21 protein-coding genes are annotated in these 23,467 nt (G+C 71.3%); 1 reads left to right on the top strand and 20 read right to left on the bottom strand.

Annotation, left to right across the window (positions count from 1 at the left end; translation table 11 throughout):
- The first annotated feature begins 11 nt into the window (after positions 1-11).
- On the top strand, positions 12-1,496 hold the full coding sequence (gene tcuA / locus OHA68_RS27765; RefSeq protein ID WP_327102886.1) for an FAD-dependent tricarballylate dehydrogenase TcuA: 1,485 nt from the start codon (positions 12-14) through the stop codon (positions 1,494-1,496).
- A 158-nt stretch (positions 1,497-1,654) separates the two neighbouring features.
- Here tcuA and OHA68_RS27760 read toward each other — a convergent pair whose 3' ends face one another.
- From OHA68_RS27760 to OHA68_RS27665, 20 genes are all read right to left on the bottom strand, one after another.
- Positions 1,655-2,506 (bottom strand): HpcH/HpaI aldolase/citrate lyase family protein, encoded by an 852-nt coding sequence (locus OHA68_RS27760; RefSeq protein ID WP_327102885.1) that lies wholly within the window; start codon positions 2,504-2,506, stop codon positions 1,655-1,657.
- Positions 2,503-3,972, bottom strand: coding sequence for a dihydroorotase (locus tag OHA68_RS27755; RefSeq protein ID WP_327102884.1), 1,470 nt, complete (start codon positions 3,970-3,972; stop codon positions 2,503-2,505). The genes OHA68_RS27760 and OHA68_RS27755 overlap by 4 nt, the downstream gene beginning before the upstream one ends.
- Positions 3,973-3,982: 10 nt before the next feature.
- Entirely contained in the window at positions 3,983-5,416 is a 1,434-nt protein-coding gene (locus OHA68_RS27750; protein WP_327102883.1) for an MmgE/PrpD family protein, read from the bottom strand.
- Positions 5,413-6,288: a cyclase family protein gene (locus OHA68_RS27745; protein WP_189139781.1), complete on the bottom strand. Its 876-nt coding sequence runs from the start codon at positions 6,286-6,288 to the stop codon at positions 5,413-5,415. Before OHA68_RS27745 ends, OHA68_RS27750 begins: the two co-directional genes overlap by 4 nt.
- Positions 6,285-7,481, bottom strand: a complete 1,197-nt coding sequence (locus tag OHA68_RS27740) for a CaiB/BaiF CoA transferase family protein (RefSeq protein WP_327102882.1) — start codon at positions 7,479-7,481, stop codon at positions 6,285-6,287. The genes OHA68_RS27745 and OHA68_RS27740 overlap by 4 nt, the downstream gene beginning before the upstream one ends.
- 91 nt (positions 7,482-7,572) lie before the next feature.
- Positions 7,573-9,192, bottom strand: a complete 1,620-nt coding sequence (locus OHA68_RS27735; RefSeq protein ID WP_327102881.1) for an FAD-dependent oxidoreductase — start codon at positions 9,190-9,192, stop codon at positions 7,573-7,575.
- Positions 9,189-10,472 carry an MFS transporter gene (locus tag OHA68_RS27730; RefSeq protein ID WP_327102880.1) on the bottom strand — a complete coding sequence of 428 codons (1,284 nt, stop codon included), beginning with the start codon at positions 10,470-10,472 and terminating at the stop codon, positions 9,189-9,191. The genes OHA68_RS27735 and OHA68_RS27730 overlap by 4 nt, the downstream gene beginning before the upstream one ends.
- A 33-nt stretch (positions 10,473-10,505) precedes the next feature.
- Positions 10,506-10,856 carry a hypothetical protein gene (locus OHA68_RS27725; RefSeq protein WP_327102879.1) on the bottom strand — a complete coding sequence of 117 codons (351 nt, stop codon included), beginning with the start codon at positions 10,854-10,856 and terminating at the stop codon, positions 10,506-10,508.
- A gap of 29 nt (positions 10,857-10,885) precedes the next feature.
- Positions 10,886-11,383 (bottom strand): nuclear transport factor 2 family protein, encoded by a 498-nt coding sequence (locus OHA68_RS27720; RefSeq protein WP_327102878.1) that lies wholly within the window; start codon positions 11,381-11,383, stop codon positions 10,886-10,888.
- A 14-nt stretch (positions 11,384-11,397) separates the two neighbouring features.
- Entirely contained in the window at positions 11,398-11,898 is a 501-nt protein-coding gene (locus OHA68_RS27715; RefSeq protein WP_327102877.1) for a (2Fe-2S)-binding protein, read from the bottom strand.
- Positions 11,895-12,755 carry an FAD binding domain-containing protein gene (locus tag OHA68_RS27710; RefSeq protein WP_327102876.1) on the bottom strand — a complete coding sequence of 287 codons (861 nt, stop codon included), beginning with the start codon at positions 12,753-12,755 and terminating at the stop codon, positions 11,895-11,897. The genes OHA68_RS27715 and OHA68_RS27710 overlap by 4 nt, the downstream gene beginning before the upstream one ends.
- Positions 12,752-15,148, bottom strand: a complete 2,397-nt coding sequence (locus OHA68_RS27705; protein WP_327102875.1) for a xanthine dehydrogenase family protein molybdopterin-binding subunit — start codon at positions 15,146-15,148, stop codon at positions 12,752-12,754. The genes OHA68_RS27710 and OHA68_RS27705 overlap by 4 nt, the downstream gene beginning before the upstream one ends.
- On the bottom strand, positions 15,145-15,720 hold the full coding sequence (locus OHA68_RS27700) for an ureidoglycolate lyase (RefSeq protein WP_327102874.1): 576 nt from the start codon (positions 15,718-15,720) through the stop codon (positions 15,145-15,147). Before OHA68_RS27700 ends, OHA68_RS27705 begins: the two co-directional genes overlap by 4 nt.
- 30 nt (positions 15,721-15,750) lie before the next feature.
- On the bottom strand, positions 15,751-17,115 hold the full coding sequence (locus tag OHA68_RS27695; RefSeq protein WP_327102873.1) for an MmgE/PrpD family protein: 1,365 nt from the start codon (positions 17,113-17,115) through the stop codon (positions 15,751-15,753).
- Positions 17,115-17,951 carry an ABC transporter ATP-binding protein gene (locus tag OHA68_RS27690; protein ID WP_327102872.1) on the bottom strand — a complete coding sequence of 279 codons (837 nt, stop codon included), beginning with the start codon at positions 17,949-17,951 and terminating at the stop codon, positions 17,115-17,117. The genes OHA68_RS27695 and OHA68_RS27690 overlap by 1 nt, the downstream gene beginning before the upstream one ends.
- A gap of 48 nt (positions 17,952-17,999) precedes the next feature.
- Positions 18,000-18,770 (bottom strand): hypothetical protein, encoded by a 771-nt coding sequence (locus OHA68_RS27685; protein ID WP_327102871.1) that lies wholly within the window; start codon positions 18,768-18,770, stop codon positions 18,000-18,002.
- Positions 18,770-20,212, bottom strand: a complete 1,443-nt coding sequence (locus OHA68_RS27680; protein WP_327102870.1) for an FAD-dependent oxidoreductase — start codon at positions 20,210-20,212, stop codon at positions 18,770-18,772. Before OHA68_RS27680 ends, OHA68_RS27685 begins: the two co-directional genes overlap by 1 nt.
- Positions 20,213-20,258: 46 nt before the next feature.
- On the bottom strand, positions 20,259-21,308 hold the full coding sequence (locus OHA68_RS27675) for an ABC transporter substrate-binding protein (protein WP_327102869.1): 1,050 nt from the start codon (positions 21,306-21,308) through the stop codon (positions 20,259-20,261).
- Between the two features lie 40 nt (positions 21,309-21,348).
- Entirely contained in the window at positions 21,349-22,131 is a 783-nt protein-coding gene (locus OHA68_RS27670; RefSeq protein ID WP_327102868.1) for an ABC transporter permease, read from the bottom strand.
- Positions 22,132-22,538: 407 nt separating this feature from the next.
- Positions 22,539-23,372 carry an IclR family transcriptional regulator gene (locus tag OHA68_RS27665; protein WP_225277031.1) on the bottom strand — a complete coding sequence of 278 codons (834 nt, stop codon included), beginning with the start codon at positions 23,370-23,372 and terminating at the stop codon, positions 22,539-22,541.
- Between the last annotated feature and the right edge of the window lie 95 nt (positions 23,373-23,467).

Raw genomic sequence — 23,467 nt, 5'->3', positions numbered from 1 at the left:
GTTTTTCATCCATGGATGACCACGCGGATGTGATCGTCGTCGGCACCGGCAACGCAGGGTTCTGCGCCGCGCACGCGGCGGCCGAGCGGGGCGCGCGAGTCCTGATGCTCGAGAAGGGGCCGGAGGGGACGATCGGCGGCAACACCTACTTCACAGCGGGGGCGATCCGTACCACCTACCAGGACATCGACGACCTCGCGGACATCATCGACGACCCCGACGAGCGCCTGCCGTACACCGATATCGATCCCTACGGTCCTGCCGATTTCGCGGCGGACATGCGCCGGCTGACGCTCGGACGGTGTGATCCCGCACTGACCGACGCGATGGTGCACGGCGTCGCCGACACCGTGCGGTGGATGCGCGGCCACGGAGTGCGGTTCCGCCTGCAGTACGAGCGCCAGGCATACGAGAGGGAAAACCGCTTCCGGTTCTGGGGCGGCCTGCCGCTGGCCACCGTCGACGGCGGTAAGGGGCTGGTGGCGCAACACCTGGCGGCGGCGGAACGTGCCGGTGTGCGGGTCCGCTGCGACACCGCCGTCGACCGCGTCCTGCGCGATCCCGACGGGCGCGTGGTCGGCGTGGCGGCGGGCACGGCGGAGTTCCGGGCGGGCGCCGTGGTCCTGGCCGCCGGCGGGTTTCAGGCCAGCAAGATGTTGCGCGCGCAGTATCTCGGACCCAACTGGGACCTCGCGAAGGTGCGCGGCACCCCGCACAACACCGGCGGCGTGCTCACGGCCGCACTACGCGCGGGCGCTCAGTCGGCGGGTCACTGGAGTGGCTGCCACGCCGTGGCGTGGGACGCCAACGCGCCGGAGAGCGGCGACCTCGAGCTCACCAACCGCTTGACCAAGCAGTCGTATCCGCTCAGCATCGTGGTCAACACGGCGGGCCGGCGCTTCCTCGACGAGGGGGCCGAGATCCGCAACTACACCTACGCCAAGTACGGCGCGGAGATTCTGCGCCAGCCGGGCGCCCTCGCGTTCCAGATCTTCGACGCGAAGACGGCTCCCCTGCTGCGCGAGGCCGAGTACGAAGCGCCCGGCGTCTCCCGCTTCCAGGCAGACTCGATCGCCGAGCTCGCCGAGCAGGCCGGCATCGACGCCGCCGGGCTGACAGCCACGGTCGAGGAGTACAACGCGGCCACCCGCCTCGGCCCGTTCGACCCGGCCGTCAAGGACGGGCTCGGCACGACCGGACTCACCCCGCCGAAGAGCAACTGGGCCCAGCCCCTCGACCAGCCTCCCTACCTCGCGTTCGCCGTGACCTGCGGCATCACGTTCACCTTCGGAGGAGTGAAGATCGACACCTCCGGTCGCGTCATCGACGAGGCCGACGAGGTGATCCCCGGGCTGTTCGCCGCGGGAGAGATGGCGGGCGGGCTGTTCTTCCACAACTACCCCGGCGGCAGTGGCCTCGCCGCGGGCTCGGTGTTCGGTCGCCGGGCAGGCGCCGAAGCCGCCGCACTCGCGTCGACCGGCGTCCTGGCCTCCTGACGCGGATCCCGGCATGACGATGCGGGCCATCAGGTGACTCAGGGTCGCGATCGGGATCGCGGCCCTGAGTCCCCCGGTGGCCCGCATCCGGGCAGTTCGCCTCAGGCGAGGATCCGGCCGAGCGGCTCTCGAGCAGCCATCGGCGCCGGATTCTCGGGTCAGCGCGCTCTGCCCACCACCTCGCGGGCGGTGCGAGCCACCGCGGCGTCGATGAGCCGGCCGGCGGCGTCCAGCGCGACACCGCTGCCGCGCCGCTCCGCCTCGGCGAGGCGATCGAGGAGATCACGCGCCGCCGCGAGCTCGTCCGCGTCCGGGGTGAACACCTCGTTGATGACCGGGAGCTGACGGGGGGAGATGGCCGTGCGCGCCCGGAAGCCCTGGCGCAGCAGGGTCCGGGTGGTCTCCTGGAGCAGGCCGGTGTCGCGCACCGCGGTGTCCACGGGTCCCACCGGCGCGAGGATGCCCGCCGCCGCGGAGGCGACGACGATGCGGGACCGGATCGGCCACAGCTCCTCACGCGCGGGGCCGGGCCGCAGGCCGAGCTCGCCGGCCAGGTCCGCTTCGCCCAGGCCGAGCCGTACCACCCGGGGGGCGGCCGCGACGTCCTCCGCGCGCGCGACGCCGACGGCCGACTCGATCAGGGCCAGAATGGCGAACGCTCCCGCCGGCCGGGCGTGTGCCGTCTCCGCCCGGGTCAGCGCCGCGTCCGCCCTGGCCAGGACCTCGGGGTCGGCCTTGGGGACGACCACGCCGCGCAGGCCCGGAGCGGCGACCGCGGCCACGTCCTGCTCGACGGTGTCCGCGTTCACCCGTACCCAGGTCTGGGGCGTGGCCGGCGCGGAGCCGAGGGAGACGACGAACTCCCCCGCCTGCTTGCGCGCCGTCTCCTTGCTCCCCGCGGCCACGGCGTCCTCAAGGTCGAGGATGAGGGCGTCGGCCGCGCTCCCGCGGGATTTGGCCAGCTTGTCGCTCTGGTCCGCGGGGACGTACAGATAACTGCGAGGGGTCACGAGCGACCGGCCGGCCGGGGCAGGTAGCGGCCCTGCGGGTCGCCCACGACCTTGCCGTCCTCCAGCACCCGGTGACCGCGCAGGAAGGTGTCGACCACCTTGGCGGTGAGCTCGAATCCCTCGAACGGCGTGTACTCCTGGGTGGACTCGGACTCCTCGGCGCGCACGGTCCAGGTGGACGCGGGGTCGACGAGGGAGAAGTCGGCGTCCATGCCCTCCGCGATCGCGCCCTTGGAGCGCAGGCCGAACCGCTGGGCGGGGTTCCAGGAGAGCAGCTTGGCGATGTCGCCGTAGGACAGGCCGCGCTTGGCGCCCTCGGTGACCAGGCCGGGCAGGAGGTACTCGGCGCCGCCGAAGCCGGACTTGGCCAGGAAGACGTCGTCACGCTGCTCACCGAACTTCTGCTCGTCGCGGCAGCAGGCGTGGTCGCTGACCACCCAGTCGATCTTGCCGTCGAGCAGGTGGCCCCAGAGCGCCTCGACGTCCTCGCGCGGGCGCAGCGGCGGATTGACCTTGCCGCCGATGCCGCTGGCCGTGTCGATGTCGGCGAGCAGGTGGCCGATCGTCACCTCGCGGCGGAAGTTGATGTGCGGGAACGCCTCGGCCATCCGCAGCGCGGCGTCCATGGCCTTGGCCGACGACAGGTGCAGCAGGTTGATCGTGGGCAGGCCGGTCTCGTGCGCGAGGTAGGAGGCGATGCTGACCGCCAGCCCTTCCGAGTGCGGCGGGCGCGAGGCGCTGTAGGCCGCCAGACCGGTGAGGGTGCCCTCCTCCTCGACCAGCTTGGTGTACGCGGTCATGATCTCGGCCGTCTCGCAGTGCAGCGACAGGGAGATCTCGTCGGCCAGCTCGGGGAACTGCTCGCGGGCGGCCTGGATGCCGCGCATGACGAACTCGAAGTGCGCGTAGTCATACCGCTCCCCCTCGGGGATCATCAGGAACGCGTTCTGGTCGGCGGAGCGGCCGTGCAGGCCGTGACTGCCGTAGAACATGAACACCTTGAACGAGGTCACCCCGTGGTCGCGCACGAGCGCGGGGATCTCCTCGATGTGCTTGCGCATCATCGGCGCGAGGTGGAAGGCGTAGTCGACGTACGCGCGGCCGTCGGAGGCGGCCAGGACCTCGGGGAAGACCTCGGCGTACTCGCCGCCCTTGTTGAGGTAGTACTGGCCGGTCCGCATGTAGGTCAGCGCGGAGGTCACGCCGCCCTGGGCGCACGCCCGGCTCTCCGTCTCGGTGTCCACGGACAGCGGGTTGTAGATCCCCCAGTGCTGGTGGGCGTCCACCACGCCGGGGAAGGCCAGCTTGCCGCCGCCGTCCACGACCGTGCGCGCCTCGGCGGGGTCCAGGCCCTGCGCGACGCGGACGATCCGGCCGTCGACGACGCCGATGTCGGCGACCTCCGCCTCGGCCCGGTCGTGCCTGACGACCCTGACATTACTGACGATCAGGTCGAACTGTGCCACTGCTGTCTCCTTAATGAGCGTTCAGGTCAAGACGGGTGAGGGGGCGCAGCACGTCCGCCACGCCGGTGAGCCGGTCGAGCCGCAGGACGAGGTCCTGCACGGTCCTGGCGATCTCCGCCGGCAGCCGGCCCGCGACGTTCTCGCCGAACTTGCGGGAGAGCTCGGCCTCGGACAGCGGCCTGCCCGGACCTCCCCTGTTGGCCAGCACTTCTTCCGTCCATTCGCGGCCGTCGTCGGTACGGACCCGGACCACGGCGGGGAACTGGTAGGGGTAGATCGCGTCGCACTTCTCGTCGGGCACGACGTCGACCAGGGCCATCAGGGCGCGGCGCGCGGGGTCCCGGGCCAGTTCGTCGGTGAAGTCGTCCAGCCCCACGCCGAGGCCGGACCCGCCGATCAGCCCCGCCACCACCGCGTACGGCCCGCTGAACTGGGCCTGGTACCCGGTCTCCGGCGCCCGCTTCGTCTCCAGCGGCTGGCCGATGGTACGGATCACCGCGGACGGCACGCGTACCTCGATGTGCTCGATCCGGTCGATCGGGAGGCCGCGCGCACGCAGCGCGATGCCCGCGTCGATCGCCGTGTGGGTGAAGTGGTTCGCCGGGTACGGCTTGAAGAAGATCCCCGGCACCGCCCAGGTCTCGCCCAGCCCGTCGAGCACCTGGGACAGGTCGCTCTCACCGCGCAGGAAGGCCTCGAAGAAGCCGAACCGCCCTTCCAGGACGGTGGGCGGACCGGTGAAGCCCCGCTGGACCAGGGACGCGGCGGTGACGGCCGAGTGGGCGGCCCAGCCGCAGTGCAGCCGCTTGACCGTCCCTCCGGTGCGGTTCGCCTCGATGATGCCGGCCGCGAAGGACGCGGTGACGCCCAGCGCGTTCTGCACGCCCTCCGCCCCCAGGCCCATCAGCAGCGCGGCCGCGGCGGCGCCGCCCATCGCGCCGCAGATGGAGGTGGCGTGCTGCCCGTGCTCGAAGAACACCGAGTTGCCGAGCTCGCGGTCGTAGCCCGCCATGCCGAGGCGTACCGCGATCTCCAGCCCCACCGCCACCGCGCCGACGGTGTCGGCCCCCGAGGCGCCGGACGCCTGAGCCGCGGCGAGCGCGGCCGGGATGACCGCGGCGCTCGGGTGCAGCACCGAGGGCAGGTGGGTGTCGTCGTAGTCGAGCGAATGGGCGAGCACCCCGTTGACGAACGCCGCCTGCGCGGCGGGCAACGACGTCTCCACCCCGACGGCGGACGCCTCGGGGCGTCCGCCCTGGTCGGCCGCGTAGCCGGCGGCGGCGGCGCTGGTCGGCAGCCGGTAGGCGGCGACGCACAGCCCGAGCACGTCGAGGATGCGGCGGCGCACGCTGTCGGCCACGTCCGCGGGCAGCGGTCCTGACAGAGTCCTGGCCGCGAAGAGGGACAGCTCGGGGGCGAGGACCGGTTCCTTCGTCTCACTCACGCCCCGACCACCGCCAGCGGCCGGACCGGCGACCCGGTGGCGCCGAAGATGGACAGCGGGGAGAGCATGAAGGCGAACTCGTGCACCCCGGCGGCCGCGAGCTCGTCGAGTGCCATCGCCTCGATGATGTAGACGCCCCGCTCGACCAGGAGCACCCGGTGCGCCGGCAGCACGCTGTGCCCGCTGCCGGGCTTGAGGCACTCGAAGGCGATCGTGTCGGCGCCGACGGCGTGCGGTCCCTGGTCGGCGAGCCACGTCGCGCCGGCCTCGCCGACACCCGGAACGCCGGAGTCGTTGCCGATGTAGACGCTCCGGTCGCTGTGGCCGAAGAACCGCCCCCAGCCGCTGCGCACCAGGACCACGTCGCCGGCGCCGATCGGGGTGCCCTGCCGTTCGACGGCCGCCTCCAGATCCGCCGGGGTGATCTCGTAACCGGCCTCGCAGCCGACTGGCGTGCCGAGGGCCGCGGGGACGTCGAGGAGCACGCCGCGGCGCACCATCGGGGCGATCGTGTGCGCCCCGAGCTCCGCGAACCGGCCGCCCTGGCTCGCCTGGGCGGCGTCCGATCCGTCGAGCAGCTTGCCGTCCTGGGACACGTGCGCGAAGGCGTCGATGTGCGTGCCGACGTGCGTGCCCATCGTGATGATGTCGTTGGCCGCCGAGCCGCCGTCCACCCGGACCATGTCGCCGTGCCTACGGGGCAGCGCGTGCCAGAAGGCGGGATGGTTGGGGGACTGCGGCATGCCGATCGTCAGGGGCCGCCCCAGATCGTAGATCCGGACCCCTTCGCCGACCGCCCGCAGCAGCAGGTCGGTGGTCGTGGTACCGCTCACGTCGCCTTGTCCCTCGTTCCTGGTCTCAATGCTGGTCATGCGATCACCCGCTTGGCTCGCAGGTCCGCCACCGTCTCGGCGTCGAGGCCGAGCTCGTGCAGCAGGATCTCGTCGGTATCGGCGCCGAGACGCCGGCCGGTGAAGCGGATGCGTCCGGGAGCACCGGACATCCGCCACATCACGTTGTGCATGAGCACGGGCCCCAGCTCGTCGTCCTCGACCCGCGTGAGCATCTCGGTGGCCCGTACGTGCGGGTCCTCGGTGAGGTCGCGGGCGCTGTAGACGGGTGCGGCCGCCGCGCCCACGCGCTCGAATTCGCGGATCACCTCGTCGCGGGTGCGCGCGGCGATCCACGAGCCCACGTAGGAGTCGAGAAGCTCGGCGTGCTCGGCCCGCTCGCGGCCCGAGGCGAACCACGGCTCGGCGATGACCTCCGGGTGTCCCACCAGGGTCATCACCCGCTCGGCGATGCTCTGGGCGCTGGTGGAGATGGCGACCCAGCCGCCGTCCTCGCACCGGTAGGCGTTACGCGGCGCGTTGTTGGCGGAGCGGTTGCCCTGGCGCCGGCCGACGGTGCCGAGCTGGTCGTACACGGTCGGGCCCGGCCCCACCGCCGTCATGATCGGCTCCAGCAGGCTCATGTCGACGATCTCGCCCCGGCCGCTCTTCTCGCGGGACCACAGCGCCATCATCGTCGCCGAGGAGGCCGCGATCCCGCAGATGCTGTCCGCCAGGCCAAACGCCGGCAACGTCGGCGGCCCGTCCGCCTCCCCGGTGAGGTGGGCGAATCCGCTCATCACCTCGGCCAGGGTGCCGAATCCGGGCCGCGCCGCGTACGGCCCCTGCTGGCCGAAGCCGGTGATCCGGACGATGACCAGCCGGGGATTGATCCGGTGCAGGACGTCGGGTCCGAGGCCCCAGCGCTCCAGCGTGCCGGGCCGGAAGTTCTCCACGAGGACGTCGGCCGTCTCGGCGAGCCGCAGGAACACCTCGGCCCCCGCCGGGTCGGACAGGCTCAGGCCGACCGTCCGCTTGTTGCGGGAGATCTCCTTCCACCAGAGCGCGACTCCCTCCTTCGAGGGTCCGTGCCCCCGCATGCCGTCACCGGCGACCGGGTGCTCGATCTTGATGACCTCCGCGCCCTGGTCTCCGAGGATCTGGCAGCACAGCGGTCCGGCGAGGATGGTGGACACGTCCAGCACCCTCAGCCCCGTCAGCGGGCCGTCTTCCACCTTGGCTCCTTGTTCCGCTATAGCGAACGGTGGTCCGCTCAGAGAGTATGTTAGCGCTTCTCGCCGGTCAACCACCCGCAAAACGGGTAAATCAGGAGGCGAGCGCCGCCCCGATGGCGTACGCGCGCACCACGGCCGCGGCCAGCGACGTCCCGCCGCCGGGATAGCAGTCGCCGAAGAGACTCGCGGAGACGTTCCCCGCCGCGAACAGGCCCGCCACCGGCTCGCCCGAGGGCGCCAGGACACGGCCGTGGTCGTCGGTCAGCACGCCGCCGCACGTGCCGAGCGTCGCGGCGTGCACGGGCACCGCGGTGAACGGCGGCCGGGCGATCGGCGCCAGGCACGGATTGGACCCGAGGGAGGGGTCGCCCAGATGGCGGTCCGCCACCGAGTCGCCGCGGGCGAACGCCCGGTCCGATCCCCGGGCCGCGTCCTCGTTGAAGCTCTCGATCGTCTCGGCCAGGCCCGCCGCGTCGATCCCGCAGGCGTCGGCCAGCTCGCCCAGGGTGGGCCGGGAGACGGCCCACTCCGGCAGCCCGCCGCGCGGCGCGCCGGCCACCGGATAACGCTCCTGGTAGCCGCCGTCGTAGACGAGCCAGGCCAGCGCGTGGCGTGGCACCCCGTTCGCGGGATCCACCTCACGGAACACCTTCGTCAGGTCGTGGTAGTTCTGCGCCTCGTTGACGAACCGGCGGCCGGACGGGTTCACCATCACCGAACCGGGGCGCGTCAGCTCGACGTTGGCCAGCCGTCCGGTGGGCAGTCCCGCATAGCGCGCGGACGGGTCCTGGAACGCGGGAACGCCCCAGGACGCCGTCATGTCACGGACGGCCGCGCCGGCGCGCAGCGCCATGAGCAGGCCGTCGCCCTCGGTGCCCGGCGCGCCGATCGGCAGCACCGGGGCGGGCAGGTAGGCGCGCTGAAGGTCCGGGTTCCGCTCGAAGCCCCCGCTGGCCAGCACGACCGCCGTCCGGGCCAGGACCTGCCGGGTGCCGCCCTCCCCCTCCAGCGTGACGCTCCAGGCACTGCCGGTACGCGTCATCTCCACCGCCCGGGCGCCGAGGACGAAGGTGACTCCCCTGGCGTGGGCGGAGACGGCGAGCGCCCCGGCGAGGGCGCCGCCCATGGTCCGGATCCCCCGCCGCTCCCGCTCCCCTGCGACCTTCTCGACGTCGAGTCCAGGGCTCTGCTCGCGCTCCAGCATGGTGATCGCCGGCAGATAGGTGGGCGGCCTGAGCACCTGTCCGAGGCCGGGGTACGCACCGGTGTCGAACGGGAGGTTGTCCAGGGTCCGCCCGCCGGACACGGTTCCCGGCAGGTCCGCGCGGTAGTCGGGCCGTCCCAGCGCCGCGAGCCCCACGTCGGTCTCGTCGCACAGGTAGCGCACCGCCTCGGGCGCGGTGTCCAGGAACCACTCGATCCGCTCGCGCGGCATGCCTCCCCGCGTGACGGCCGTGAGGTACGCCAGCGCGTCCTGCCGCGTGTCGGAGAACCCGCCCGCCGCCATCAGGTGGTTGCCCGGCACCCAGAGCACACCTCCGGAGACGGCCGTCGTGCCGCCCAGCCGGTCCGTCCGCTCGACCAGGAGGACGTCGTGGCCGGCGTCGGCCGCCCGGCAGGCGGCGACCAGACCCGCCGCACCACTGCCGAGGACCAGGACGTCGCACGACGGCGGCGGCTCGGCAGTGGTGAAAGCGGCTCTCTCGTTCATCGTCTTTCCTTCCAGATCGCGCGATTGACCAGCACCAGGATCGAGGCCAGCGCGACGGAGATCGCGGCCAGGCCCCATCCCACGGAGTAGGAGTAGTACTGCGCCGCGGCGCCCACCAGCAGCGGCCCGACGATGCCGCCGGCGGATCCGCCGGCCTGCACCAGGCCCGACGCCGCGCCCGGCGCCGCCGGATGAGCCTCCGCGATGGCCAGGGCCACCAGGCCGGTCCATCCCCAGCCGGCGCCGCAGGCGATGAACATGCCGATCACGACCAGGGTCCGGTCACCGGACAGGAGCATCAGGAAGCCCACCGCCCCGAGCGCCATCATCACCGCGACCGTCAGCCTGCCGCGCCGTCGCCCACGGCCCAGCCCGAGCCCGAAGCGGGCGGCGATGATCACTATGCTGCCGCCGGCGAGCGCCACCCCGGCCGCGCTCTGCGAGAAGCCGAGCGACACGCCGTAGTCGACGAACAAACTGCTCAACGCGGTGGCGGCGGCCGAGGCCAGGGCGAAGGACAGGGTGATCAGCAGCAGCGGGGCGATCGGGGTGAGCCGCCCGCGCGGCGGCGCGGCACCCTTGCGCATCGCCCGCAGCGCGGCGTCGGGATGCATCGCCCGCGGCGCGGCGTCGGGGATGCGCAGGGCCACCAGCACGCCCACCGCCAGCGCTCCCACCAGGAAGACCAGCCGCCAGTGCAGCACCGTGGCGAGCAGCGGCAGCGCGAGGCTGGCCAGGAGCGTCGAGGCCGGGATCGCCGAGCGTTCCAGGCCGAACGCGATCGGCCGCCGCCCGGGGGCGACGTGCCGGACGATCAGCAGCGTGCCGATGGGGGCGCCGATCGCCGAGCCGACACCGCCCACCGCCAGGCAGGCCAGCAGTCCCGCCCAGGAGCCGCCGAACAGCGCGACGCCGACCAGGCACGCCCCCGTCATCCCCGCCGCCGTGCGAAGGGCGCGTCGCGGACCCATCCGGTCCGCGACGCGGCCTCCGAACGACATGGCGACGGCGCCGATGGCGTAGAACAGGCTGATGGTCATCCCGAGGGCCGCGCTGTCCAGGCCGAGGTCGTTGCGGATGGCGACGCCGAGGGTCCCCGCCAGGTAGGCGGGATACATATAGGTCATACCGAGCAGCACGGCGAGCAGGACCGCCCGCCGTGAGGCCCATGACCAGGCCGCGGCGGGCTCCCGCGACGGCTTCGGCCCCGGCTCGGGAGAGGTCGGGGGCGGCGCCTTGTACGCGTCGACGGCTTCGGCTCCGTCACCGTCGCCTAACACGTCAGCGGCCCGCCCTCGGACCCGGGCGGAGGGTCACCCCCAGATTTCGTCGGCGTAGCTGATGTTGACCTTGCCCTGCCAGCCGTTCTCGTCCCGGCTCCACTTGTCGCGCCACTGAGCCGCGTGGTCCAGGATGACCGGGTCGCCGAAGTGCAGCTTGCCGTCGGCGTGGAAGGCGTCGAGGTCGTCGACGTACATGAGGTCGAAGTGCTTGAACCACTCCTCGCCCCGGACGTTCTTGCGGATCACGAAGTTCGCGTAGTCGAGGATCCCGTCGTTCTGCCGGAACTTCCGGTAGTCGACGTCCCGGATGTACTGGGCGTACTCCTCGAGGTCGGATCCCGGCTTGATGTCGTACGTCAGCAGGACCAGTTTGCGCGCCATGTTTCTCTCCTTGGTGGAAATCGTGCGAATTACCAGCGGTTCGGGTCGGTGTCCGGGAACCGCCACTGGGGGTCTATGTCGTCCGTCTTGAGCGCCCGCAGCACGCCGCTCTGCGCCAGGTCGTTCCAGACCCGCTGTTCCACGATCCGGCCGTCGCGCAGGCGGAAACGGTCGACGTACCGCACACCGTCGTAGCGGACGCCCGCGTTGTTCTCGCCGAACAGCGTCCCCATGGACCAGACGATCACGTCGCCGTCCGCGTCGGTGAACGCCTCGTACTCCTCGCGGTGCTTGTCGACGTGCCGGTAGCGGGCGGCCGAGGCCTGGGCCAGCTCGTTCAGGGTGGAGTAGCGCTTGCCTCCGGGGAAGACCATGACCACGCCCTCGGCGAGGTGCGCTTCGGCCGTGGCCTGGTCCCCGCGGCCGAGCGCCGCGAGGAAGTCCTCGACCACGGCGATGGCCGCGTCGATGGCGGCGTCAGTGGCCGGGTCGATGGTCACGGCGCGGCCGTCGGTCGCGTTACTCATGGTGTGCTCCTCGGTCAGGTGTCAGGCGCGTCGGGCGAGGCCGGTTCGGCGGACGGCATCCGGGTGGCCGCGCAGCGCACCGCGCGCTTGATACTGGCGTATCCGGTGCAGCGGCAGAGGTTCCCGTTGATCGCCTGGACGATCTCCGCGTCGTCGGGGTCCGGGGTCCGGTCCAGCAGCTCGCAGGTCGTCAGCAGCATGCCCGGCAGGCAGAAGCCGCACTGGAAGGCGAACTCATCCCAGAACGCCCGCTGAACGGGGTGCAGCCCGTCCTCGCCGGTCAGGCCCTCGATGGTGGTGATCTCGGCGCCGTCGGCGGCGACGGCGAGCACGGAGCAGGACTTCACCGACGCCCCGTCCACCAGCACGGTGCAGGCGCCGCAGTCGCCGGTGAGGCAGCCGACGTGCGTCCCGGTCAGGCCGACGTCCTCGCGGATGGCGTGCACCAGCAGCCTGCACGACTCGACGTCGATCTCGCGCTCCTGGCCGTTCACCTTCAGGCGAACCCTGTTCACGATGTCTCTTCCTCCTCGCCGGTTTCCAGCGCCTGGGCGATGCTGCGCACGGCGGCCACGGGGGCCACCCGCCTTCGGTACGCGCCGTCCGACAGGACGTCGCTCCACGGCTCGGTGACCGCCGCGTCGACGACCTCCCGTACGTGCGCCCGCCACGCGGGGTCGGCGACGCCGGCCTCCGGGCGGTCGATGGCGACGAGCAGCGGTGTCGCGGCCACCCCGCCGAGCGCGACGCGCAGGGCGCCGTCCGGCCCGGGAACGCAGGCGGCGGTGGCGATCGGCCAGCTGCCCTCGGCGTGCTTCAGCTTCGTGTAACCGACGGGCGCTCCCGTGGGAACGGGCAGCACGAGGGCCGCGAGCGCTTCGTCGGGACGGCGCGCGGTGGCGAAGGCCCCGGTGACGAAGTCCTGGGCCGCGACCTCCCTCGTGCCCGAAGCCGACACCAGCCGCATCCGCGCGCCGAGGGCGAGCAGGCAGGCCGGGACCTCCGACGACGGGTTGGCGTAGGAGGCCGAACCGCCGATGGTGCCCTTGTTGCGGATCTGCGGTCCGCCGGTGACGCCGCCGGCCACCAGGCGCAGGAGCGGCACCAGGGCGGTGGCGCGGTCGTCGGACAGCACGTCGGCGTAGGTGGTCATGGCACCGATCACGATCTCGCCGTCGCCGTGGGAGATCCCGGACAGGCCCGCCCGGGACAGGTCCACGACCACGTCGGCGCGGGTCTTTCCGTGCGTCATGTCGGGGATGAGCATCGTGCCTCCGCCGAGGACGACGGCGTCGCCGCTCGCCTCGGAAAGGACCGAGGCCACCCCGGCCAGGTCGGTGGGCGCGTGATAGGTGAAGTCATTCGTGATCATGTGGTTCGCGCCTCGTCGATGAGTGCCAGGACGACCGGCGGGGGCAACGGCACCTCGCGCACTGTGACGCCGAAGGGCGCGAGCGCGTCCTCGATCGCGTTGGCCACGGCGGCCTGGGCGCCGCCCACTCCGGCCTCGCCCGCGCCCTTGTTGCCGTACATCGTGAAGGGGCTGGGCGTGATCTGGTGCTCCAGGCGGATGGCAGGCAGGTCGCCCGCGCGTGGCAGGAGATAGGACTTGAAACGGTCGCTGGCGAGCCTGCCCTCGGCGTCGTGGACGAGCCGCTCGGTGAGCCCGGCGCCGATGCCCATCGCGATCGCTCCGTAGGCCTGCCCCTCCACCAGCGCCGGATTGATCATGGTGCCGCAGTCGTGGACCATGACGAAGTCCACGAGCTTGGTCTGGCCGGTCTCGGCGTCGACCTCCACCACGGCGGCGTGCAGGCAACTGGAGTAGGTGGGGTAGGGCTGGATCCGGCCGCGCTCGTCGGGGACGTGGTCGATGTTGCCCGGCTTGTAGGCGCGGGTGGCCTCCAGGACCGGCTCGACGTCACTGGCGATGGCGAAGGCCCGGGTCGTCACCGCGGCGGCGACCTCCGGGATCGGCACGGTCCGGCCGTCGCCGGTCGCCCGGACGTACCCGTGCGCGACCTCCACCTCGTCCACCGGCACCGCGAGCATCCGGGCGCCGACCGTGGCGATCTTGGCGCGCACGTCGCGGGCGGCCAGCGCCGCCGACCCGCCGCCGGTCACCATGCCGCGCCCGCTGAAGTTGCCGAACCCGCCCGGGCAGCGCTCGGTGTCCCCCTGGACGACGGTGATCCAGCTCAGCGGCACGCCGAGTTCGTCGGAGACGATCTGGGCGATGCCGGTGTCGTTGCCGCCGCCCGGGGTGGTGACCCCGGTGTACACGGTGACGCGGCCGGTCATGGTCATCCGGACCGTGCTGACGTCGAACCCCGAGACGAAGGACCCCGGGCCGTCGGCCGACTCGGGGGTCAGCTCGAAGGCCAGCCCGACGCCGAGGTGCCGGCCGCTCTCGCGCAGGCCGGCCTGCCGCTTGCGGAGGGCGTCGTAGTCCAGCGCCACGAGGGCCTTGTCGAGCAGCCCGGGGAAGTCCCCGCTGTCGATGTTCAGCCCGGTCGCCGTCCGGTACGGGAACGCGCCCACCGGGATGAAGTTCGTCCGCCGGACCTCCGCCGGGTCGGCGCCGAGCCCACGGGCCACCAGGTCGACGACGCGCTCCATCACGAAGTGCGCCGCGTCCTTGCCGAAGCCCCGGGCCGCGTTGAGCGGCGGCTTGTTGGTGACGACCACGTGCAGTTCCGCCTGAACGTTGGGCACCGTGTAGCCGGACCCGAGCGTCGTGGCGGACATGTTCGGCATCGCCCATCCGGCCTGCGCCGACACCGCACCCGCGTTGGCGACGATGTGGTCACGAAGGGCCACGATGCGGCCGTCGCGCATGGCGCCGACCGTGAACCGGTGCACCTGCTCCCGCGCTCCGGCCATGAACGCCTCGCGGCGGTCCTCGACCCACTTCACCGGCGCGCCGGTGAGCTTGCTGAGCAGGCAGATCAGGGTCTCCTCCGGATGACCCTGCATCTTCAGGCCGAAACTGCCGCCGACCCGCGCGGTGATGACATGGATCGCCGTCTCGTCCAGGCCGAGGCTCCGCGAGATCATCCAGCGCAGCTGGTGCGGGTTCTGCAGCGACCCGTACACCGTCAGGGTCTCGTCGAGGCGGTCCCAGGAGGCGAGGTAGCCGCGCGGCTCGATCGGCGCGGTCGTGCTGCGCGCGATCCGGATCGTGTCGGAGATGACCAGGTCGGCGGAGGCCAGGGCCGCGTCGACGTCCCCGGTGCCGTAGTGGTTGTGCAGGATGACGTTGTCCGGCCACTCCTCGTACAGCCGGGGCGCGTCCGGGGCCAGCGACTCGTCGCCGTCCAGCACGTGCGGCAGCGGCTCGTACTCCACCCGGACCAGCTCGGCCGCGGCCTCGGCCTCCCGGCGGGTGCCGGCGACCACGGCCGCGACCGGCTGGCCGGCGTAGACGACCTTGCCGACGGCCAGGCAGCGGACGTCGGCATGACGCCCGCCCCGGGCCACGGGATCGATGAAGTGCGGGATCGGGCCGGCGTGCGCGGCGGCGCTCTCCCCCGTCAGCACCAGCGCCACACCCGGGCTCGCCTCGGCCTCGCGCACGTCGACGCGCACGATGCGGGCGTGCGCGACCTCGCTGCGCACCACGACGGCGTGCCGCGTCCCCGGCAGGGTGTAGTCGTCGAGGAACCGGCCGCGCCCCTGCAGCAGGGTGGCGCCGTCCTCCTTGCGCACCGAGGAGCCGATGGCCGGCTTGGCCGTACCGGCGCCGGCACTGGTCGTCGCGGTCATGGCAGCCGCACTCGCACCCGCTGGCCGGTGCGGTAGAACGGGCTGCGCTTCTCCACGTCCAGCTCGTTCAGCTCGCCGTTCTCGTCGAGCTTGCACTGCAGGCCGCGGGTCAGCCGCTCGTGGCTGGTGATGAGGAAGAGCTGTCCGTCGACCGAGGGGAACGGCGGCTCGTGCCAGGTCCCGCGGTAGAGGTTGATGGAGACGTCACCGGGGATGATGAACGCCTTCACCTCGTCCAGGACCGGGAAGCCGTTCTCCAGCGGCACGTCCGGCGGCGAGACCACGGCGACGTACGACTGACCGTTGAGCGGGATCATCGTCTGGGTCATCTCGACGTGCCGCTCCAGGTAACGCAGATTGTCCCCGCGCTGACCGACCCGGAACACCAGGAACTCCGGTGGGGTGTCCGAGTCCAGCCGGATCGGCCCGTGCACGGCGTTCTTGCCGGAGTAGAAGTTGATCGGCAGCCGGGGTGTGGCGTCCAGCGACATCGCCTCCCCGTAGGGGGCGAACGCCTCGGCGGTGAACGCCTGCGGCGTGATGGTGTGCAGGGGACTGTCTGGGCTGAGCAAGGTTCCTCCGTTGCGGTGGTGGTGAGACGGTCAGGCCGTCAACAGGGCGGTCAGCTCCCGTACGGCGGCGCCCGGCGAGGTCAGCACCAGGCTCGTCACCTGGTCCGCCGCCTGCTCCCCCGTCACCGGATGGGCGTACCTGCGGAACTTCCCGAGGAGTTCGTCCCGGCTGAGCGGGGCACGGCGGTCCCCGGCCGGCAGGTCGATGAACCGCTCGTGGCGCTCCCCGCCGCGCGTCGTGATGATCACGCGGGTGGCGGTGAACTCCGGGTAGAGGGCGTTCATCTCGTCGGACACGCGGATGCGCACCGTGGACGCCACCTGGTGCACCAGCGGGTCGGCGATGCGGGAGGGCTCGAACTGGGCCCCGGAGACGTCGCGGTCCACGAGGGCGACCGCGGCGGAGTAGGGCAGGCTCAACGTGCAGGGGATCGCCGATTCCGCGGGCGTCACCGACCGCTCGACCAGGATCCGCGCCACGTCATAGGTCTCCACGTCGATGTCGGCGACCTCGGCCGGGTCCAGGTCGTGCTCGATCGCGAGGTCGACACAGGCCTGGGCGGCGCCGTGCGTGTGCCGGCAGCCGGCGAAGCGCTTCTGGTGCACTTCGAGGATCGTCCACTCGCTGCCGAGCCCGTCGGTCAGCCGGGGGTCGCCGGCCGCGCCGCCGAACAGCGAGATCATGCCCTTGGGGTGTTCGAGCACCTCGGGCCACCCGGTGAGCCCGGCGTGGGCGTGCAGCGCCCCCTCGACCCCGGACCTGGCGATCTGCCCGGCGAACGCGGGCTTGACGGTGTGTCCGGTGAAGATCTGCTCGATCATCACAGCGGGCACGAAGTACCCGGCCGCGCCCATCGCGGACGCGATCCCCGCCGCGTCCGAGCCGAGCAGCTTGGCGCAGCCGGCCGCCGCGCCGTAGCCGGCGGCCACCGGGAACCAGCCCTTGGTGGTGGCGCCGGGATGCAGCACCCGGCCGATCCGGTTGGCCACCTCGTAGGCGGCCACCGCGGCCACGATCAGGTCCCGCAGGCCGGCGTCGGCGGACTCGGCCACCGCCAGCAGCGCCGCCAGGGCGTGCGAGGGATGGAACCCACCGAACCGGTAACCGTCCTGGTGCTCCAGCACGTCCGAGGCGCAGCCGTTGAGGTAGGCCGCGTCGGGCACCGAGGTGGCGAAGTCCCCGCCGAGCACCGTGGCCACCGGCTTGCCGCCGCGCGAGCGGACCAGGTCGGTGATGGTCACGATCTCCGGCACCCGGCTGCCGGCCAGGGCGACGCCGAAGAAGTCCAGCAACAGGACCTGCGCCTTGGCGACGACCTCCTCGGGCAGGTCGGCGTAGGAGAGCTCCGCCGCGAACCGTGCCAGGGCCAGGGTCGCCCCGCTCCCGTCGCTCATCACACCTCGCCGAGTTGCCGGCGCAGGTACTGCACGATCTCCGCGAACCGGGGGTCCTTGGAAGCCTCGCCGGCGCGCGGACGCTCGAAGTCGACGTTCACGATGTCCTGGATCCGGCCGGGCCGCTGGGAGAGCAGCACGATGCGGTCCGCGAGGAACACCGCCTCGGAGATCGAGTGGGTGACCAGCACGATCGTCTTGCCGGTGTCCATCCACAGTTGCTGCAGCATGGCGTTCATCCGGTCGCGCGTCATCGCGTCCAGCGCGCCGAACGGCTCGTCCATCAGCAGGATGGACGGCCGGTGGATCAGCGCCCGGGCGATGGCCACTCGCTGCTGCATACCGCCGGACAGGGCGCGGGGATAGTGCTCGAGGAAGTCGGACAGGCCCATCATCCCGGCGAGCTCTTCGGCCCGCTGACGCCGCTCCTTCTTCGGCACCTTCGTGACCTCGAGCGGCAGGGCGATGTTCTTCCAGATCTTGCGCCAGGGCATCAGCGTGGCCTGCTGGAACACGAATCCCAGCGAGCCCAGCGCCTCCCGGGACGGCTGCGTCTCGCCTTCGGCGAACAGCTGCCGGTCCCCGATCGTGATCGTGCCCTCGGTCGGCGCGATGAGCCCGCCCAGCATGCGCAGCAAGGTGGTCTTGCCACAGCCCGACGGTCCCAGCAGGACGACGAACTCGCGGGGCTTGATCTCCAGGTCGGTGGGCAGCAGCGCGCGGACCGGCCCGGCGTCGGTGGTGTACTCCTTGCCGATCCCCTTGATGGAGATCGCCGCTCCGCCGTCGGACGCGGGGACCGGTGGTGGCGTGCCGACGCCGGTGGGCTGCTGCATCGCTGCTCCAGACTGGATCGTGGGGACATCGTGGGGACTTGGTGGGCGTCAGTCGACATACGCGTGGGCCGACAGCTCGTCCCAGGTCGCGCCTGGACCTGGCTGGCGGTATTCGGTGGTCGGGGCCGCGTCCGAGCGGATGAACGACATCGTTCCGCCGCGCGAGTACAGCGGGCCGTGGAAGACGTGCGGGGACCGGAAGAAGTAGCCGCCGGTGCGGATGACGCCCAGCGGCCCCATCATGACGTCCCCGTAGATCTTGAAGGACTCCTCGTAGACGGGGTGCCCTTCCTCCAGGGGCGACTTCCAGCCCGGCATCATCGCCGCGAGATAGATGAAGACCTCGTCGTCGGAGCGCAGGACCTTGGACATGGCGCCGACTTCGAGCTCGACCTCGCCACTCCATCCGGCCGGGACCCACGGCTCGCGCTCGGTGGTGATCCGCAGCGGCGGCTCGCCCGAGCCGTTGCCCGCCGCGAAGCCGGGCGCGCCCCAGAAGCCGCAGTAGAGGGTGAGCCCGCGCACCGAGGCGGCGAGGTCCAGTGCCGCGCCCGCCTTGGCGTACACGTAGTCGCCGGTGCGCAGCGGCTCACCGTCGAGCAGCCCTTCGCCCGCGACCACGAACATGTCGACCGAGCTGGCCAGCACACCCTGGTGGCGGCCGGTCAGCCGGTGGATCGAGGTCTCCGCGCCGGTGCCGGCGTCCCTGCTGAGCAGCCGCTTGCGCCCGCCCTGGGCGAACCCGAAGTCACCCTCGGCGACCGCCTGCGACGGCACGTCCTGGCTCTGGATGAAGTCGACGTCAGGCCTGTTCCACATCACATGCTCCCTGGATCGGTGTCCGCGCCCGCCGCCCGGCGGCCCAGCAGCCGGCCGAAGCTGAGGGCGGGCGTCACACTCATGCCACTCACGAAGGACTTGCCGGACAGCGAGCTTCCGCCGATGACCTCACCGGCAGCCCACAGATTGTTGAAAGGCCCCTCGGGTCCGAGAACCCGCAACTGGCCGTCCACCGCCAGGCCGGCCGGGCTCTTGAGGGTGGAGCCGTGGTTCAGCACCGCGTAGAACGGCGCCTCCGCGATCGGCGCGGGCAGGTGCGTACGACCGAACGCGTCCTCGCCCGAGACAACGGCGCTGTTGTACGCCGCCACGGTGCGGGACAGCAGGCCGGGGTCCATGCCGGTGGCGTCCGCCAGCGCCCGCAGATCGCCGGCCGTCGCGAACGAGGAGTGCCCGGCGAACGCCCGGTCCAGCGCCTGCTCGCTCCAGGTCGGGAACAGCGCGGGCGCCTCCCGCCGGATCGCCGCGTCGTAGACGACCCAGAACTTCAGGTCCGGCTGGTCCAGCAGGGCGTTCTCCCGGTCGTCGACGCTGGGCGCGTCCTCGGCCACGAAACGCTCGCCACGCGCGTTCACGTGGATCTCCCACGGCTGCCGCGACTGCGGGGTCAGCGCGGGGTAGTCGTTCAGATGAACGGTCTCCCACCTGCTGCCGGACTTGAGCACTCCGCCATAGGTCGGGAGGAATCGCTCCTGCCCGCGTACCCGGGCGCCCGCGGCGACGGCCGCGACGATCCCGGAGCCGTCCGCCCCCGGGGACGCCGGTCCCGCCAGCGGCGAGCCCCCGGTGAACTGGGGGAACAGCTCGGGATTGCCGGCGTAGCCGCCGCTAGTGAGGATCACGACCCGCGCGTCGATGTCGTGGAACGTTCCATCCGGTCTGCGGACGGTGACGCCTTCCACCTGGTCCACGCCCGAGGTGCGCAGCGTGACCAGCTCGGTGCCGAGCTCCAGCGTCACCGAACCGGCGCAGGCCTTCTCGAACGCCGGGGCCAGCACCTCCAGCACCGACTCGCCGGCCTTGCGCCCCCAGTAGGTGCGGGGCAGCAGGTAGGGCTCGTGGAAGTGCAGCACCGCCGGGGCGTCAGGGTCCATGTCGAACCCGGAGGCCATCAGCCATTCGAGGGTGGCGGGCGCGTGGTCCACCGCCAGCCGGACGAGCGTGGGGTCGGCGGTGTTCTTGCTGATCCGCATGACATCGTCGAAGTGCAGGTCAGGGCTGTCGAGGATGCCCTTGCCGCGCTGCAGCGACGTGCCGCCCGCGGACAGCTGTGCCCAGGAGCGCCACAGCGTGCCGCCGATCCGATCCGCCTTCTCGATGACGGCGACCCGGAGTCCCTGGCCCGCGGCCTCGATGGCGGCGGGCAGACCGGCCGTACCGGCGCCGATCACCACGAGATCCACCGTCGTGACCTCGGTCATCGCCCGCACCTCGGCGTCGTGACGTGAAGCATCTGGCTCAGCCCTCTCAGACCGCGTCGATGAACGAGGTGTTGACGAAGTCGGTGACCGGCCGGGACTTGTCCTTCATGATCCCCGACTTGCGCATCAGCTCGAGCGCGCCTTCCCACGCGGCGACGTCGATCGACAGGAACTTGCCGTTCTTGGGCGTGCTGACCTTGACCTCGCCCAGGATCTTGGCCTTGGCCACGTCCCGGTCGGAGACCTCGATCTCGTTGAGCGCGCCCACCGCCTCCAGCACCTTGTCCGCGTTGGCGGGGTCGGCCATGAACTCCCACGCCTTACGGCAGGCGCGCAGGAAGCTGGTGACCGCCGCGGCCTCCTTCTCGGCGGTCTCCTTGGTGACGAAGTAGGAGTCACCCGGCAGCGGCGCGAAGTTGTCGGTGTTGAGGTAGTGCAGGTCGATCTTCATCTGGCGGAACGAGGTCTCCGAGCCGATGAAGGTGATGAAGCCGTCCACCTCACCGCGCTTGAGGAACTCCAGCGAGCCGACGTCGGCGCCGGTCACGACCTTCTTCACCTTGGCGGGGTCGAGCCCGGCGGCCACCGACATGGCGTCCAGCTGCAGCTCGGTGGTGCCGCCCTTGGAGATGACGCCGATCGTCTTGCCCTGCCACTGCTCGGGGTGGGTGAGCGGCTTGTCCGGCAGGGAGGCCACGCTGTACTGGCTGACCTGGTCCTTCTGGCCGACCGTCACGATCTCGGTGTTCTGGTCCGCGATGAGCGGGCAGGTGATGACGGCGGCGCCCTTGCCGAACATGGCCTGCTTGGCGGCGACCTGGGAGATCGAGCTCGCGGTGCCGGTGCCGCCGACCGGCGTGATCAGCAGGCCCTCCTCCGCGAAGTACCCCTGGTGGGCCGCCACGTACACGTCGGCGTGCGAGATGATGTGGCCGAGCGGGGTCATGTAGACGAGGTTGCGCAGGCTCTTGCCCGCCGGGTCGACCGAGGCCGAGGTCCCGGTGCCCGTGTCGGACCCGCAGCCGACCAGGAACTGGGTGCCGACCACCGTGGTGACGAGAAGGCCGGCGTTGGTGAGGAATTTGCGGCGATCCATGGGGAGATTCCTGTTCTCGGGGGAAGTGGGGGGTGACTTCTCAGAGGGAAGTGGGGCGGCCGGACGACTCGTGCCAGGGGATCGCGAACCGGCGGATGGCCGCGGTGACGGTGTAGAGAAGGAAACCGAGCACCGTCATCACGATCACGGCGGCGAAGAGCATGTCGGTCCGGAGGCTGGCGAGCATCGTCACGGCGAGGGCGCCGAGGCCCTCGTCACCGCCGAGGTACTCACCGACGACGGCACCGGTGATCGCGAAGACGACACCCAGCTCGACTCCGGTGAGCACGTAGGGCAGCGAGGACGGGATGTCCAGGGAGATCACACGCTTCCACCAGGGTGCCTGGATGACGCGCATGAGATCGCGGTGGCCGGGGTCGACCGACCGGATGCCCAGAATGGTGTTCTGCATCATGACGAAGAACGAGATGATCGCGGCCATGAAGATCTTGGAGGTGGTCCCGAAGCCGAACCAGAGCAGGATCAGCGGCACGATGGCCACCTTCGGCACCACCTGGGTGGCGACGAGGAACGGTGAGAGCACGCGCTCCAGGTTGCGGGCCCTGCCGAGGACGATGCCCAGGGCCACGCCGACCACGGCCGCGAGGGCGAAGCCCATCAGCGTCTCGTACAGGGTGACCTGAATCGCCTCGTAGATGACCTTGCCCCGGAGCAGTTCGCCCATCGCCTCGGCGACCGTCTCGGGCGGGGGCAGCAGCAGCGGGCCCACGTCGAACAGCACGGTATAGGCCTTCCAGGCGCCGAGAAACGCCAGGAGCAGCAGCGGGGTGGTGACCCACAGGATCACCGGCGACGCTGCCAACTTTCGACGAGACGCGCGGCGCTTCGCCGACTTCGCGTCCACGGAGCTCGACATACGCTGTCCTCCAGCCCTCTTGTTGTATCGCTAGGCGGAACGCCGTACCAGATGTGAGGATGCTAGAGGCGGCATCGAAGACAGGTCAAGGGGCCCCGCCTCCCAAATCTTCATAGCTGCCCCCGATTGGGCGTTATGTCCCACTTTCATAAGTTATATGTACATTTATGCAGCTCGGCTCATAGTCGCTCATAGTACGTAAATAACTACTAAAAGTAGTCTTCGCAGGGTATGGTGCATACACCCGAGACATGAGAGGGGCCGCGCGGGCTCAGGGCGCGGGCATGCCAGAACGCCCCTGAGGGTCCGGCTGAGCCGTGATCACCGCAGGGGCGGTCGGTACGCGGTCGGCGTTACGAGTCGGCGGACCGGTAACCGAGCTGGCGCGACACCGCGGCCGCGGCGTCGTGGACGAGCCGGCCGTACTCCTCCGTCTTGCCGACGCTGAGGCGGCTGACGGGACCGCACACGGAGATCGAACCGTAGACACGGCCGTGCGCCTCGAAGACCGGGGCGGCCACCGAGGCCGCTCCCTGCTGCCGCTCCCCCAGGCTCACCGAGTAACCACGCCGGCGGGTGAGCTCCAGCTCCTCGAGCAGCCGATCACGATCCTGGATGGTGATCGACGTCAGCGCGACCAGCTCCTGGGAGTCGAGATAGGCGCGGATCTCGTCGGGGCCCATCGCGGCGAGAATCGCCTTGGACGAACCACCCGCGTGCAGCGGGTAAAGCCTGCCGAGCTGCACCGACATGTGGATCTCCTGCGGCGACAGCACCTGCGTCAGGTACATCCGCTGGGTGTCGTACCGGACGGACAGGGTGGCGGTCTCCTTGGTGCGGGCCACCAGGCTCTCCAGGTAAGGCTGAGCGATCTTCGGCACTTCGATCTGCGCCATCGCCGCCAGGCCCACGCTCACCGCGCCAGGGCCCAGCCGGTAGCGGCGGGTGCGCTCGTCGAAGGAGAAGAAGTCGGCGGCGACGAGGGTGCGTACGACCCGATGCACGACGGCCTTGCTCAGCCCGAGGGTCCGCGCCAGCTCGGACACCCCGATGTCCGGCTCCTTGGCCGCCGCGACAGCGAAGATCACCTGAAGGGCTCGCTCGATGCCGCTGCTGGTCTGCCCCTCCTCGGCCGACGGCGCGGCCCCGTTCGCCGATGACGAGCGCCCGGTATCACCTGTAGTCACGTTTTCATCCGCACGCACAAAATCTGAGCATAGCCGCCATCCGCTCCATCGGGGCCGCGGTGGCACCGCTCCCCGACCTGGCCGACGTGGCTCGT

The sequence above is a fragment of the Nonomuraea glycinis genome, assembly GCF_035920485.1.
Lineage (GTDB): Bacteria > Actinomycetota > Actinomycetes > Streptosporangiales > Streptosporangiaceae > Nonomuraea > Nonomuraea glycinis.
Note: the sequence above shows the minus strand (reverse complement) of the source record. Positions and strands in the feature narration are given on the sequence as shown.